The sequence below is a fragment of the Aeromonas sp. FDAARGOS 1407 genome (genome assembly GCF_019048725.1).
Classification (GTDB): domain Bacteria; phylum Pseudomonadota; class Gammaproteobacteria; order Enterobacterales; family Aeromonadaceae; genus Aeromonas; species Aeromonas enteropelogenes.
Genome location: NZ_CP077399.1, coordinates 1,445,001 through 1,459,928, shown reverse-complemented (window position 1 = coordinate 1,459,928; position 14,928 = coordinate 1,445,001). Strand labels below are relative to the sequence as shown.

9 protein-coding genes, 1 tRNA gene and 2 rRNA genes (1 of these 12 cut by a window edge) are annotated in these 14,928 nt (G+C 59.3%); 5 read left to right on the top strand and 7 right to left on the bottom strand.

Annotation, left to right across the window (positions count from 1 at the left end):
* Positions 1 to 109: 109 nt before the first annotated feature.
* Positions 110 to 625: a cyclin-dependent kinase inhibitor 3 family protein gene (locus tag I6L37_RS07065; protein ID WP_042072699.1), complete on the top strand. Its 516-nt coding sequence runs from the start codon at positions 110 to 112 to the stop codon at positions 623 to 625.
* Here the strand turns inward: I6L37_RS07065 and metA are convergent, their stop codons facing one another.
* On the bottom strand, positions 626 to 1,576 hold the full coding sequence (gene metA, locus I6L37_RS07060) for a homoserine O-succinyltransferase (RefSeq protein ID WP_042072700.1): 951 nt from the start codon (positions 1,574 to 1,576) through the stop codon (positions 626 to 628).
* Positions 1,577 to 1,720: 144 nt separating this feature from the next.
* Between metA and I6L37_RS07055 the strand changes: the two genes are divergently transcribed.
* The 4 genes from I6L37_RS07055 (at position 1,721) to yidA (ending at position 7,015) form a co-directional block, all read left to right on the top strand.
* On the top strand, positions 1,721 to 2,959 hold the full coding sequence (locus I6L37_RS07055; protein WP_061476312.1) for an HD-GYP domain-containing protein: 1,239 nt from the start codon (positions 1,721 to 1,723) through the stop codon (positions 2,957 to 2,959).
* 51 nt (positions 2,960 to 3,010) lie between these two features.
* A complete protein-coding gene (locus tag I6L37_RS07050; protein WP_216993613.1) occupies positions 3,011 to 4,174 on the top strand; it encodes a CinA family nicotinamide mononucleotide deamidase-related protein in 1,164 nt (387 codons plus the stop codon).
* A gap of 254 nt (positions 4,175 to 4,428) precedes the next feature.
* Positions 4,429 to 6,096 (top strand): DUF342 domain-containing protein, encoded by a 1,668-nt coding sequence (locus I6L37_RS07045; RefSeq protein WP_367948780.1) that lies wholly within the window; start codon positions 4,429 to 4,431, stop codon positions 6,094 to 6,096.
* Positions 6,097 to 6,205: 109 nt separating this feature from the next.
* Positions 6,206 to 7,015 carry a sugar-phosphatase gene (gene yidA / locus I6L37_RS07040; protein ID WP_216993612.1) on the top strand — a complete coding sequence of 270 codons (810 nt, stop codon included), beginning with the start codon at positions 6,206 to 6,208 and terminating at the stop codon, positions 7,013 to 7,015.
* Between the two features lie 97 nt (positions 7,016 to 7,112).
* Here yidA and I6L37_RS07035 read toward each other — a convergent pair whose 3' ends face one another.
* From I6L37_RS07035 to I6L37_RS07010, 6 genes are all read right to left on the bottom strand, one after another.
* Positions 7,113 to 10,148: a transglycosylase domain-containing protein gene (locus I6L37_RS07035; protein ID WP_216993611.1), complete on the bottom strand. Its 3,036-nt coding sequence runs from the start codon at positions 10,146 to 10,148 to the stop codon at positions 7,113 to 7,115.
* Positions 10,149 to 10,173: 25 nt separating this feature from the next.
* A protein-coding gene (locus I6L37_RS07030) for an IS3-like element ISAs22 family transposase (RefSeq protein WP_088821966.1) occupies positions 10,174 to 11,261 on the bottom strand; the annotation gives its coding sequence in 2 pieces (ribosomal slippage) (positions 10,174 to 11,009 and positions 11,009 to 11,261; 1,089 coding nt in all).
* A gap of 341 nt (positions 11,262 to 11,602) precedes the next feature.
* The gene (gene tmaR, locus I6L37_RS07025) at positions 11,603 to 11,920 is read right to left on the bottom strand and encodes a PTS system regulator TmaR (protein ID WP_026458211.1); all 318 of its coding nucleotides are present in this window, start codon (positions 11,918 to 11,920) and stop codon (positions 11,603 to 11,605) included.
* A 398-nt stretch (positions 11,921 to 12,318) separates the two neighbouring features.
* Positions 12,319 to 12,395, bottom strand: a tRNA-Asp gene (locus I6L37_RS07020).
* A 97-nt stretch (positions 12,396 to 12,492) separates the two neighbouring features.
* Positions 12,493 to 12,607 (bottom strand): 5S ribosomal RNA (gene rrf, locus I6L37_RS07015).
* A gap of 108 nt (positions 12,608 to 12,715) precedes the next feature.
* Positions 12,716 to 14,928 (bottom strand): 23S ribosomal RNA (locus I6L37_RS07010); it runs 676 nt beyond the window's last position.

The following is a 14,928-nucleotide window of genomic DNA, read 5'->3' as shown; positions in this document are numbered from 1 at the left end:
TTAGACTCTGCCCGTAAACCCGGGCAAACACAACGACCGTTGACATCGCGCCCGGCCCACCTATGCTTGGCGCCATTCACCGGGCCTGCCCCATTCATGAGGATCCGCCATGCACCCGTCTCATCCCTTCTGGAGCCTGGAGGTTCCCCGCGTCGATGGCCAGTTGCTGCTGACCCCCTGTCCGGGCACCCAGCAGGTTGCGCTGACCCAGGCCCTCGAGCAGCTGAGGCTGGCCGGCGCTCATGGGGTCGTGACCATGATGACGGGAGCCGAGCTGATCAGCCACGGCCTGGGCAACCTGGGGGCACAGGTCGAGCGTGAAGGCATGCGCTGGTTCCATCTGCCCATCGAGGATGACAAGGCCCCCGACACGGCATTCGAGCAGGCCTGGCTGCAGACGCTGCCGCAGCTGCGCGAGCTGCTTGGCGATGGCAAGCACCTGGTCATTCACTGCAAGGGCGGCAGCGGCCGCACCGGTCTGGTGGCCGCCGCCCTGCTGATTTCCCTGGGTCAATCCCAAGAAGAGGCCATGGCAGCCATCAGGGCCCGCAGACCCAAGGCGTTTGCCCTGGCCTGCCATCGCCACTGGCTGGATGCCCTGACCCTCAGGCTGGCTGGCGGTTGATCACTGGTTGCCGCCCTTCTCGTAGGTAAACACCTTGCCGATATCTTCCACCCGATAGCTGGTGAGCTGGTAGACGTAGTAGTTGAGCCAGTTGGCAAACAGCAGGTGACCATGGCTGCGCCAGCTGGCCCTCGGGGGTTGGCTAGGATCATTGTTCGGGTAGTAGTTGACCGGAATGGCGGGATCGAGCCCGGCTGCCAGATCCCGCTGATACTCCCCATCCAGGGTCAGGGCGTCGTATTCGGGATGGCCGGTGACAAACACCTGGCGACAATCCTTGGTCGCCGCCAGATAGACCCCCGCCTCCTCTGATTCGGCAAAGATCTGCAGATCGGTGTGGGCACGGATGAGGTCGCCATCAAACGCCGCATAACGGGAGTGAGGGGCGACAAACTCGTCGTCGAAGCCGCGCAGCAGCGGCTCGTGCTCGTCGAGGCGATGGTGGCGATAGACGCCGGAGAGCTTGTCGCCATGGGTCTGTTTTTCCATGCCATAGAGGGCTTTCAGCGCCGCCTGCACCGCCCAGCAGAGAAACAGGGTGGAGGTGACGTGTTGATGGGACCACTCGATGATCTCGACGATGCGCGGCCAGTAGACCACCTCCTCGAACTCCACCAGCCCGAGCGGCGCCCCCGTGATGATCATGCCGTCATAGTTGTTGCCACGCACCTGTTCGAAGTCGTGATAGAAGTTCTCCAGATGCGCCCGGGGCGTGTTCTTCGACTCCCGATCGTCGATGCGCAGCAGATCCACATCCACCTGCAGCGGCGAGTTGGAGAGCATCCGCATCAGCTGGATCTCGGTTTCGATCTTCTTGGGCATCAGGTTGAGGATCAATACCCGCAGCGGGCGGATATTCTGGGTGACGGCCCGGGACTCCGTCATCACGAAGATGTTCTCCTGCCCCAGCACCTCGGCGGCGGGTAACTGATCCGGAATCTTGATCGGCATGCTTACTCCCTGTACTGCATCGGTAAATATGTCTGGACATCCAGAAGCCTATAATAAAGCACCTGACCTGTCATCAGATACCTTTTGTATTCGATCCCGCGTTTGACTAGCATACGGCTCAGTGTGTCTCTCGCAGCCTGGACAATGACTGGTATCAAGATCTCCGTAGACCGACTGCAGGTCGGCAATTTCGTCTCTCTGCCACTGGGTTGGCGCGAACACCCCTTCCTGTTTTCCAGCTTCAAGCTCAAGAATGAAGAGGAGATCGAGCTCATTCGCCGGCTTGGCCTCAAGCTGGTGACCATCATCCCCGACAAGAGCGACGCGCCGCCCAAGCCGTTGAACCAGGTTCAGGCACAAGCGAGCGAAGGGCCGGACACAGCCCTGCGCCAGATCCAGATGCAACAGGAGAAGCTGCGCCGCATCGAACAGTTGCAGCAATACAGACGCAACCTGCAGCAGTGCGAGAAACAGTTCCAGCAATCCCTGGCGCAAGTGCGCAACGTGATGAGCAAGATCCAGTCCCGCCCCCTCAACGCCATCGGCGAGGCGCAGGAGCTAGTCAACGCCATGACGGATCAGCTGCTGGCGGTAGACGAGATGGTGCTGCACCTGGTCTCAGACAGCGAGGATGGTAACAACCTCTACTTCCACTCCCTCAACGTCAGCGTGCTCAGCATGCTGCTGGCCAGGGAGTGCGGCATGGACGCCGGGCAGATCCGCCAGATCGGCATGGGAGCCCTGTTCCACGACATTGGCAAGCTGAAGATCCCGAGCCAGATCCTGCGCAAGACCGAGCCCCTCACCAAGCCGGAAAAAAACCTGATGGCCCAGCATCCGCGCTACGGGCTGGAACTGCTCAATCTGGCCAAGGACTTCCCTGCCGAGGCGAAGGGCATCGTGCTGCACCATCACGAATACCTGGATGGCAGCGGGCCGGAAGGGCTCAAGGGGGGGCAGCTCGATTCCCTCACCCAGATGGTGTCGCTGATCAACGAGTATGACAATCTCTGCCATATCCAGGCCAAGGTGCCCTACTCGGCCCTGAGCGGCCTCTACAAGCAGCGCAAGGCACAGTTCAATCCGGAATACCTCGGCATGCTGATCCGGCTGATGGGGATCTACCCGCCAGGCAGCGTGGTGCAGCTCTCCAACGGCCAGGTCGGCCTGGTGATGTCGGTGAACACCTCCCGTCTGCTTTACCCCTCGGTACTGGTGTATGACCCGCGCATTCCGCGCCAGGAGGCGGCCATCATCGACCTGCAGCAGGTCGAGCTGACCATCGCCAAGGTGATCCATCCCAAGCGCTTGCCCCCTGCCGTCTTCGAGTACCTCAATCCGCGTACCCGGATAAGCTACTACTTCGAACACAACAAACCCTGATAGCCAGCCATGGCTCACGACCCGTTTACCCCCAGCCCCGAGGAGCCCACCATGCGCATCGAAATCATCAGCACCGGAGACGAGATAGTGACGGGACTGGTGGTGGATACCAACGCCGCCTGGCTCAGCGCCCTGCTGCTGGAACAAGGCTGGCAGGTGCGCCGCCGCATCACGGTCGGGGACAACCTCGCCGATCTGAAAACCGCACTGCTGGAGAGCGCGAGCCGCGCCGATGTGGTGCTGGTATGCGGGGGCCTGGGTCCCACCGCCGATGATCTCACCGCCCAGGCGGCCGCCGAAGCTTTCGGGCAACCTCTGACCCTGTTCCCTGAGTGGCTCGCCAGCATTGAGGCCCGCTACGCCAGCCGGGGCCGGATCATGCCACAGAGCAACACCAAGCAGGCCTGGCTGCCGCAAGGGTGCGAGCTCCTCGACAATCCGGTCGGTACCGCCTGTGGCTTTGTGGTCAGCCATGCCAGCAACCACAGCCAGAGCCGGCTCTTCTTCACCCCGGGCGTGCCGTTCGAGTTCAAGCTGATGGTGCGCGAGCAGATTTTGCCGCGTCTCAAATCCCTGGCAGGTGAGCAGACGGACACCGAACTGCGCCGTTTCTACACCTTCGGCATCTCGGAATCCGCCCTCAGCGACAAGCTGGATGCGGCCCCCTGGCCAGCCGGCATCGAGCTCGGTTATCGCTCCTCCATGCCCCTCATCGAACTCAAACTCATTGGCCACGGTGCCAGCACAGCAGACATGGATGGCACCGAGGTGCGCCTGCTCAAGGAGATCCAACCCTGGCTGGTGGGCCGCGGTAACGAGGAGCCCGCCCGGCAGATCCTGGCGCTGCTGGGGGAGCGATCACTCACCCTGCAGGAGGGGGAGAGCCGGGGTGCATTGCTCGCCCTCTGTCATGACCACCCCGCGCTGGAAGCCGGTTTCAGCCACACCCTGAGCGACGATCTCGCGCAGCTGACAGGTTCCGCCAGCGGGCTGAGCCTCACCATAGGTCGGGCTGGCCCGGACGGGGTACCGCTGCTGCTCTGCGCCGATGGTCATCGGGTTGGCCAGATGCTGAAGGCAAGCCATCCGGATCAGGAGAGCCTTCGCAAGATCCTCGCCTTCGCCGCTCTCGATATGCTGCGCCGTCACCTGCAAGGGCTGCCCGAACTGGGTGACTATCTGACCATGGTCCGAACGGCGCAACTTCGCTCATAGGCATTGCCTATCCCCCACCCGCCAACGCCGTCAGCGGCACTGGCCACGGGCGATGCCGTCCCCTTGCCCAGGGGGCGGATACGCGCGCCATCCACGTCCGAAATTCTTCAGCCTGCATCACTCATTCGCACTTAATGCATTGACCAAACAGAAGAAATCTCTGGATACTGCCGGCACATATCGAATAATCCATCATTGAATGGTTGGTAAATGATCAGCGGGACCCAACCCCCCTGAGTCGGCAAGGAGAGCGAGTGTTACGCAAAGAGTGGCTGCTGCTATCAAGCGACATGGAACAGGTCTGCCTGCGTATCGCCGTCGGCCTTACCAAACCGGTCACCGAGCAGGATGTGCAGAGCCTGCTGCTCGCCTCCAACTGTCGCCGCTACCAACCGCTCACCGAGGGGATCAAGCAGGCCATCGCCCTGCTCAATACCCTGCTGGCGGATCCGGCGGCCCCTGTCTCTACCACCCCCATCCCCATCGCCCAGCGGCACGATGCCAGGGTGACCATTCTGGTGGAGAAAGACCGGATGAAGGGCATTGCCCAGATCACCGCCGACTGGGGTGGCAAGCACCTGACGCTGGAGCAGCTGCAGGAGGTGATCGCCCAGAGCGAGATCAAGCAGGGGGTGAGCGAGCCCTTGCTCATGGAGGCCATCCAGTCCGCCAAGGAGGCCAGCCCGGGCAGCCTGCTCAAACTGGTCGTGGCCCGCGGCGAGCCAGCTGTCAATGGTCAGGACACCCGCTATGAACGACTGGTGGAGACGCCGGCCGAACGCATCCTCAAGCCCCAGGAGCGGGCGCACGGCAAGGTCGACCTTCGGGATCTCGGCTCCATCGTCACCGTCAAGGCGGGTACCCAGCTGATGCGCCGCCACCCGGCAACCGCGGGGATCCCGGGATTTACCGTGACCGGGCAGGAGCTGCCCGCCAAACATGGCAAGGATTCTCCCATAATGGCGGGAGAAGGCACCTTCCTCTCCCAGGAGGATCCCGATCTGCTGATCGCCAGCCGCGCCGGGCTACCCTGCCGCGAGAAGTCCGGCATGAAGGTGGATGAGGTGCTCAGCGTCAAGCAGGTGGATGCCCGCCACGGCCATATCACCTTCGAAGGGGGGCTGATCGTCAGCGGCGATATCAACCCGGGCATGAAGGTGTCCGTCAGCGGCGACATCGTCGTCGGCGGCTTTATCGAGGGGGGATTGATTGAAGCCGGTGGCAGCATCACGGTGCGCCACGGCATCATAGGGCGACGCAACGAGCAGGGGGAGTACCTCTGCCAGCTCAATGCCCAGGGGGAGATCCACGCCAGCTACGCCCAGTACACCCAGCTGGCGGCAGGCGGCAATATCCATATCCAGAGCCAGCTCAGCCACTGCTACAGCCGTAGCGGCCAGGATATCAGGGTCGGTGACAGCGCCATGCGCAAAGGCAATCTGCTGGGGGGCCTCAGCATCGCCAATCGTCTCATCATCTCCCCCGTACTGGGCGCTTCGGCAGGCAACCAGACCCGGCTGCAGATCCTCGGGGGCTACTTCATCCACAAGGAGCAGGAGCAGCAGCTCAAGCAACGCCAGCAAGCCGGACAGCAGCAGCTGGACAAGCTCAAGGAGCTGGTGATGCGACTGGTGCAACTGCCGAGCGACAAGCGCAACCCGGAGACACTGCGCAAGCTCAAACCCATCCGCGACCAGCTGCTGGCCGAGCAGAATCAGCTCAGCGACCAGCTGGCCGCCAATCACGAAGAGTTGCAAAAACTGATGGCCGAGATGGATATCATCGCCACCCAGCACCTCTTCCCCGGTGTGGAGGTGGAGATGGCCCACCACCACAACCGGGTCGATATCGAGCACGGCCCCATCCACTTCTGCATCCGCGAGGATCAATTGCTGATGAACCCCTACGAGGGGCGCAAGTAATCCATCCCGCGCCACAGCTGTGCCAGCCGTGATCCCGCCGCCGATTTTCGCTACACTCGCCACTTCCTTGGCCCCATAGGGCGGGCCACCCAGACTCAGGTAGTGAGAGATGTACAAGCTGATCGCATTGGATATGGATGGCACCCTGCTCAACCCGCAGGGCCAGATCACCCCCCGCACCCATGACGCCATCCGGGCCGCCCGCGCCAAGGGGGTCACTGTGGTGCTGGCCTCCGGTCGCCCGCTGGAGGGCATGAGCCGCTATCTGGCGGAGCTTGGCCTCACCGGGCAGGATGATTACGTCATCTGCTACAACGGCGCCCTGGTGCAACAGGTCGCCGATCAGCGCATCATCCGCAGCCAGCTGCTGACCGGGGCCGACGCCAGTGCCATCGCCAGGCTGGCCAACGAGCTGGAGGTCAACATCCACGGCTTCTCGGTGACCCGGGGGCTCATCAGCCCCAAGGTGAGCACCTACACCGAACACGAGTCCCGCCTCATCGGCATGCCCATCAATCTGCTGGATTTCGCTACCCTGCCCAGCGATGAACAGATCATGAAGGTGATGATGATCGACGAGCCGCCCCAGCTGGCCCGCGCCATCGAGCGCCTGCCAGGCGAACTCCATGAGCGCTATACAGTGGTGCAGAGCGCTCCCTTCTTCCTCGAGTTCATGAACAAGCAGAGCAACAAGGGGACCGGAGTCGCTGCGCTGGCCGAACATCTGGGACTGACGGCGGAGCAGGTGATCACAGTGGGGGATGCGGGCAACGATCGCCACATGATCGAATATGCCGGCCTTGGCGTGGCCATGGGCAATGCTACCGACGAGATCAAGGCGCTGGCACAGCACATCACCGCGCGCAACGATGAAGATGGCGTCGCCCGGGTGATCGAGCAGTTCGTCCTGAACGCCTGATGTCCCTGCTTGCCTCATCGCCTGAGAGGCACAACGCAACGGGGGAGGCCAGCTGGCCTCCCCCGTTTGTTATGTCGCTATGCCAATCCCGTCTGACTCAGCGGTCTGCAAGGCACTGGGTGTGTGAGCCAGGCTGCAGGTAGGGCATCAGCAAGGGGGCCATCCCCTTGAGCACCTGCACAGGCAGCGCCGAGGTAAAGCGGAACTTGTCGGACTGGCTGCCCGGCACATAGGCGGTCAGGGTGCCGAAATGATCGTCTCCCAGATAGAAGACAAAAGTGGCAGTTCGGTTGCGGGCCAGCGAGCTGGTCACGTTGCCATAACGCCCCACCGTCTCGATCCGGTTGTCCCCCGTCCCCGTCTTGCCTCCCATCGGCAGCACTGTGCCATCGGGCAGGGCGAAGGCCCCGGCGATACGCCGTGCCGTGCCCCCTTCCACTACCTTCGACAACGCATTGCGCAGGGCCGCCGCCACCTCGGCAGGCAACACCCGGGTCCCCTCGCTCTGGGCCGGTGTGAACTCGGTTTCGAACGGCGTGTCCTTGGCAAACGAGAGATGCTCGATGCGCAGGGTTGGTGCCCGGATGCCTCCGTTCTGGATAATCCCCATCAGCTCTGCCAGCGCGGCAGGCCTGTCCCCCGAGCTGCCCAGCGCGGTCGCAAGCGACGGCACCAGATGATCGAAGGGATAGCCCAGCTTGGCCCAGCGTTGATGGATATCGAGGAAGGCCTCGACTTCCAGCATGGTGCGGATCCGCGTATCACGGGCGCTGCGGTGGCGAGTCTTGAACAACCAGCTGTAGACCTCCTGACGCTCGTCGCGGCTGGCAGCCACGGCATCGGCGAAGGTCGCCTTGTCAAACTCCTTGAGGTAGGCGAGCAACCACAGCTCCAGCGGGTGAACCCTGGCGATATAGCCTTGATCCGGTAGCGAATACTTGCCCGGGCCATAGCTGACATAGAGCTGGTTGATGCGCTTGTCGCTGAGCTTCTCCCGCGGCAGTCGCTTGGCCAGGAAGGCGGCAAACGTGGCCTCGTCGGCATTGGGCAACAGGTAGCGGTGCACCGCTGCCAGTCGCACTGCACTGGGCTTCAGACCGTCGAGGAAGGTATCCAGCTGCTCATCCGGGGTCTTGCCGCGGTATTTGCGCCAGAAGCGCAGCAGATAAGTCTGCCCCTCCTTGTCGGCGAACTTGGCCAGATACTCCTGACGACGGGGATCCTTGTCATCCTTGAGCAACTGGGCGCGATTCCCCTCCTTGTAGAGGCTGTAGCGCACGATATCGCGCATCAGGCGGACAAACGGCAGGTTGATGGATTCGCGCAGTGCATCGCGGATAGGCGGGATCCGGCCGTTGTCCTCCTTGCGGAAGTTGTTGAAGGTGTGCATGCCGCCACCGGTAAAGAAACCCTCATAGGGGCTGGCGGAGTATTTGCGATCCAGCGCCGCCTCCAGCATCACCGGCAGGCTCTTGTCCTTGGCCGTCATCAGGTAGGAGATGGCCCAGCGGCTGAGATTGTCCTGGGAGGCGTCAGCCAGCTTGCGCAGGCTGGCGGTGGGCATGCCGGCATAGCTGTCGTGCAGCTCGGCCACTATCTCCAGATAGGTGGTCAACACCCGCAGCTTGGCGGTAGAGCCCAGCTCCAGCTTGGAGCCTTCATTGATATCAAACGGCTGATCCGTGTTGTCGGTCTGTACCCGTACTTTGAACCCTTCCGGAGACTTCTCGAACAGAGTGAAGCTGTAGCGCACATCCCCCGTCTTCTCCGGCGACAGCAGACGCTCGCCAAACAGCCCGACCTCGGCCGCAAATGCCGGATCGGCGAGCTGGTGCAGATAACGGGACACTTCGGTCTGCAGCGGCATGTTGAGGCTGGTATCGGCGGTCAGATCCATCCGATCCAGATCATAGAGCTGCACCCCGAGCTGACGGCTCAAGCGGGTACGGGCCACCTGCAATCCCTTGTTGTTATTGACCTTGGTGACCGCCGGTGACTGCAGGAAGTCACGGAAACTGATCTTGGCCTTGAGCGCGGCCTCCATCAGCGGCGGGGTGATCATCCCCTCCTGCACGAAGAGACGCAGATAACTGTCGGTGAGTTCGGCAAGTGCCTCGCGCCCCTGCGCCAGATAGTAGGAAGGACGACGGTGAGCGATCATCAGCGAAACCACCTGGCGCAGGGCCAGTCCCTGATCGGCCAGGGAGGCATCCTGGTTGCGCGACGGATCCAGCAGCCGGTTGACCTCGTCGACATCGGCACCGAACCAGACCCAGAGCCCATCCCCCAGGCCATGCACCTCGCCATAGCCGGGCGCCGCCGAGAGCGGTACCGAATTGAGGTAGGCCCAGGCAACCAGCTTGCGCGCTTCCAGAGTCTCCGGCCCCAGCCGGTAGGCCCGCACACTGGCGGAAGCCATCTGGCGGATCTTCTCGGTAGGGGAAATAGTCAGGCCATCCGGGGAGTGGCGATACTTCTCGACCTGGGTCGCGAGCGTGCTGCCACCGGCCGACTGATCCTGCATGTCCAGCGCCTTGCCGACCTGGGAGAGCGCCGCCTTGGCAAAACGTGGCCAATCCACCGCCGGGTTGGCCAGCGGCTCCTTGGTGCTCAGCAGATCACGGTTTTCGATAAACAACAGTGACTGGATGATCAGTGGCGGGATCGAGGCAAAATCCGGGTAGTGGTGGGTCGGATACTTGAACTGATAGAAAGGCTCGGCGCGGCAATCGTGGAGCGTCAGCCCGGCCTGCACCTTTTCGGTATAGGGGACGAAGAAGCCACGGCTGGCATAGTCATACAGTGCATCGGAGAAATGCACCTGCTGACTGACCTGATAACCGCGCTGCAACAGGCGCTCCTGCATCATCGGCAGCAACACATAACCCAGCCGCTTGTCGAATGGACCGTCGTCAGGAAAGGCAATCTGCTTGCTCGGCCCAGGCTCGACCTGATAGGTGAGGGTGGCGGCATAGCGCGAGATCTCCCGGGACTGCAGCTTCGAGGTTTTCATCTCGTAGCCGATCAGGGCTATCGCCGCTCCCAGGCATGATAAAAAGAGGAAACAGAATAGCCAGCGCCACCAGGAACGACGCTTGCGTTTCGGATGCGCGTCCGAGGGTAATCCCCCCATTTTTTGGAGCACTCAAAAGTAGAGGTCATGCGGCCTGTGCCAAGCGCTGTTTCGGCGTGTAGCCGCCCAGCGCCATATTGGGCCGCTCATGGTTATAAACCCACAGCCAGTTCGTGGCAAATTCCTGTAACTCATTCAGTGACTCAAACAGGTAATGGCCCAACCAGTCGTAACGCACAGTGCGGTTAAATCGCTCTATGTAGGCATTCTGCTGCGGGTTGCCTGGCTGGATATACCTCAGCGCAATCCTCTTCTGCTGCGCCCATTGCTTGAGCTCTTCGCTGATGTATTCCGGACCATTATCACAGCGGATTGCGGCTGGTTTGCCCCGCCACTCGATAACCTGCTCCAGCACCCGTTTGACTCGCGAGGCAGGCAAGGAAAAATCCACCTCGATGCACAGTGCTTCGCGATTGAAGTCATCGATCACATTAAACAACCGCACCGAACGACCATCGCTGAGCTGGTCATGCATAAAGTCCATCGACCAACAGTGATTCGGTTGGTCAGGGACTGCCAACGGCTCCGGCTTGGCCCGCACTAGCCGCTTCTTGGGTTTTATCCGCAGATTGAGCTCTAGCGCCCGATAGATCCGGTAGACCCGCTTGTGGTTCCAGCCAAAGCCTTTGACGTTACGCAGGTACAGGAAGCACAGTCCGAAACCCCAGTTGCGCTGGTTGGCGGTGAGGCGCAGCAGCCAGTCGGCAATTTCCTGGTTTTCATCAGCCAGCACGGGCTGATAACGGTAGCAACCCTCGCTCACCTTGAACACCTGGCAAGCCAGACGGATAGAAATGGCGTAATGAGCCACAGCCTTGGTCGCCATCTCCCTGCGGGCAGATGGCGTCACCACTTTTTTGCCATCGCCTCGGAGATGATCTCAGCCTTTAGGCGCTCCTCGGCATACATCTTCTTAAGGCGACGATTTTCCTCTTCCAGCTCTTTGAGGCGCGCCATGAGAGAGGCATCCATGCCACCGAATTTGGAGCGCCACTTGTAGAAGGTGGCGGAGCTGATGCCATGCTCACGGCAGAGCTCAGGGACGGGTGAACCAGACTCGGCCTGCTTGAGGATGGCGATGATCTGTGCATCGCTAAAGCGTGATGTTTTCATGTAGAACCTCCTGCGTTCAAGATACGAGAAAATTCTACTTATGAGCACCTCAGTTTTTCGGGGGGATTACCCGAGGTCGGTATGGATGATTCTTGAGATGCCACTTGTGTCAAATCCGTCTGCTTTGATGCGCCCATATCAGCCCCACCATGGTTGCGCAATTTATTGTGTTACTCTCAAGCTTAGTCTTTTCAAGTCAATGGCTTGAAACTATTAACCGCTTTGGAATGATGGTAACAGGGCAATTCTAAAAAGGGGAGTCGATTGTTGCAGGAGTTGCAGAGATCCGAGCTGATAGCAAAACACCGGCCAATGGCCGGTGTTTTTCAATTCAATCGTGCTTACTTGTGAGAGCTCATGCTCTTGAGCTTGGTGCTCAGATCCTTGCGCTCCTTGGAAAGCTCGGCATTTTTGATGATGTGATCATCAACACGCTCTTCATAGTCGGCGCGCATGTTGGCGATGATGGCCTGTACCTCGTCGATACTCATGCCCGGCTTGATGTAATCGCTCAGGTTGTCGAGCAGCAGCACACGCTTCTGGTTGTCACGGATCTTCTTTTCGTTATCCGCAATTTCACGCTTGAGTTTGTTCTGGCGACGGGACATACGCACATATTCCAGTACATCGCTAAAGGTGGACTTGTTTACTTGTTCCATATCGATACCACTGACGTAAGGTTGATAAAAACTGGCCAAGTTACGCCTGGTTTCCGACAAGAGAGCGCGGAGCAGGCAAACTCAAGATGTCCTTACTCTACCGAGTTATAAGCGAGATACAACCCTAATCACGCGCCACGGACCTAGATCGGCCAAAAGTAAACCAGCCACAAGAGCCGCTTTCCGCCCCTCCGGCATCCTTAAAAAAGATGATAAAACGAGCAACTGGAGACTATTTGAGGCCAAACTGCAGATTATACGAGCTCATCAGGAATCGTTATCTATCGTCGAACTGCCCATAAAAAGGCGAAAGAATACGCAGAAAACAAAAAGCCTTCCCTATCGGGCAAACCTTAAAACGAAAAAAAGCCCAGTCTGTCGACTGGGCTTCTTGTTAGTGGCGGAGCGGACGGGACTCGAACCCGCGACCCCCGGCGTGACAGGCCGGTATTCTAACCGACTGAACTACCGCTCCGCATTCGGTTAGCTTTCGCTAAATCATTTGCTGCTTATTCTGAGGTGTCATCCTCGCAGCCAGTAACGTGATTTTGCACATCACTGTTTAATTGGGTGCCTGGCAGTGTCCTACTCTCGCATGGCGAATGCCACACTACCATCGGCGCTACCGCGTTTCACTTCTGAGTTCGGCATGGGATCAGGTGGTTCCACGGCGCTATGGCCGCCAGGCAAATTCTTCAATCTGAGAAAGCTGACGTGAATAACGACTTGGTCGCTATCACTGAATTCATAGTTCGTTCATTCGCTACAAGGCCCAGAACACTTCTTGGGTGTTGTATGGTTAAGCCTCACGGGTAATTAGTATGGGTTAGCTCAACACGTCGCCGCGCTTACACACCCCACCTATCAACGTTGTGGTCTCCAACGGCCCTTTAGGACCCTCAAGGGGTCAGGGATGACTCATCTCAGGGCTCGCTTCCCGCTTAGATGCTTTCAGCGGTTATCGATTCCGAACTTAGCTACCGGGCAGTGCCACTGGCGTGACAACCCGAACACCAGAGGTTCGTTCACTCCGGTCCTCTCGTACTAGGAGCAACTCCCTTCAATCATCCAACGCCCACGGCAGATAGGGACCGAACTGTCTCACGACGTTCTGAACCCAGCTCGCGTACCACTTTAAATGGCGAACAGCCATACCCTTGGGACCGACTTCAGCCCCAGGATGTGATGAGCCGACATCGAGGTGCCAAACACCGCCGTCGATATGAACTCTTGGGCGGTATCAGCCTGTTATCCCCGGAGTACCTTTTATCCGTTGAGCGATGGCCCTTCCATTCAGAACCACCGGATCACTATGACCTACTTTCGTACCTGCTCGACCTGTCCGTCTCGCAGTTAAGCTGGCTTATGCCATTGCACTAACCTCCTGATGTCCGACCAGGATTAGCCAACCTTCGTGCTCCTCCGTTACTCTTTGGGAGGAGACCGCCCCAGTCAAACTACCCACCAGGCACTGTCCGCGATCCCGATTCAGGGGCCTGCGTTAGAACATCAAACATACAAGGGTGGTATTTCAAGGACGGCTCCAGCGCAACTGGCGTCACGCCTTCAAAGCCTCCCACCTATCCTACACATGTAGGTTCAATGTTCAGTGCCAAGCTGTAGTAAAGGTTCACGGGGTCTTTCCGTCTAGCCGCGGGTACACCGCATCTTCACGGCGAATTCGATTTCACTGAGTCTCGGGTGGAGACAGCATGGCCATGGTTACACCATTCGTGCAGGTCGGAACTTACCCGACAAGGAATTTCGCTACCTTAGGACCGTTATAGTTACGGCCGCCGTTTACCGGGGCTTCGATCAAGAGCTTCGCTTGCGCTAACCCCATCAATTAACCTTCCGGCACCGGGCAGGTGTCACACCCTATACGTCCACTTTCGTGTTTGCAGAGTGCTGTGTTTTTGATAAACAGTCCCAGCCATCTGGTCACTGCGACTCCCGTCAGCTCCATCCGCAAGGGACTTCACCAACAAGAGCGTACCTTCTCCCGAAGTTACGGTACTATTTTGCCTAGTTCCTTCACCCGAGTTCTCTCAAGCGCCTTGGTATTCTCTACCCGACCACCTGTGTCGGTTTGGGGTACGATGACTTGTAATCTGAAGCTTAGAGGCTTTTCCTGGAAGCAGGGCATCAATGGCTTCCGCACCGTAGTGCGTTCGTCTCGTGTCTCAGCGTTGCACCTCCGGATTTACCTAAAGGTACCACCTACGCACTTTCACCAGGACAACCGTCGCCTGGCCCACCTAGCCTTCTCCGTCCCCCCATCGCAATTACAAGTCGTGCAGGAATATTAACCTGCTTCCCATCGATTACGCCTTTCGGCCTCACCTTAGGGGTCGACTCACCCTGCCCCGATTAACGTTGGACAGGAACCCTTGGTCTTCCGGCGAGGAGGCTTTTCACCCCCTTTATCGTTACTTACGTCAGCATTCGCACTTCTGATATCTCCAGCATGCCTCTCGACACACCTTCGCAGACTTACAGAACGCTCCCCTACCACTCACGCTTAGCGTGAATCCGCGGCTTCGGTGCCTGGTTTGAGCCCCGTTACATCTTCCGCGCAGGCCGACTCGACTAGTGAGCTATTACGCTTTCTTTAAATGATGGCTGCTTCTAAGCCAACATCCTAGCTGTCTGAGCCTTCCCACATCGTTTCCCACTTAACCAGAACTTTGGGACCTTAGCCGGCGGTCTGGGTTGTTTCCCTCTTCACGACGGACGTTAGCACCCGCCGTGTGTCTCCCGGATATTACTTACTGGTATTCGGAGTTTGCATGGGGTTGGTAAGTCGGGATGACCCCCTAGCCCAAACAGTGCTCTACCCCCAGTAGTATTCGTCCGAGGCGCTACCTAAATAGCTTTCGGGGAGAACCAGCTATCTCCGAGTTTGATTGGCCTTTCACCCCCAGCCACAGGTCATCCCCTAACTTTGCAACGTTAGTGGGTTCGGTCCTCCAGTTGATGTTACTCAACCTTCAACCTGCCCATGGCTA

Coding starts and splice junctions, on each gene's coding strand:
- I6L37_RS07065 (WP_042072699.1), top strand. CDS start 110: ATGCACCCGTCTCATCCCTTCTGGAGCCTGGAGGTTCCCCGCGTCGAT.
- metA (WP_042072700.1), bottom strand. CDS start 1,576: ATGCCGATCAAGATTCCGGATCAGTTACCCGCCGCCGAGGTGCTGGGG.
- I6L37_RS07055 (WP_061476312.1), top strand. CDS start 1,721: ATGACTGGTATCAAGATCTCCGTAGACCGACTGCAGGTCGGCAATTTC.
- I6L37_RS07050 (WP_216993613.1), top strand. CDS start 3,011: ATGCGCATCGAAATCATCAGCACCGGAGACGAGATAGTGACGGGACTG.
- yidA (WP_216993612.1), top strand. CDS start 6,206: ATGTACAAGCTGATCGCATTGGATATGGATGGCACCCTGCTCAACCCG.
- I6L37_RS07035 (WP_216993611.1), bottom strand. CDS start 10,148: ATGGGGGGATTACCCTCGGACGCGCATCCGAAACGCAAGCGTCGTTCC.
- tmaR (WP_026458211.1), bottom strand. CDS start 11,920: ATGGAACAAGTAAACAAGTCCACCTTTAGCGATGTACTGGAATATGTG.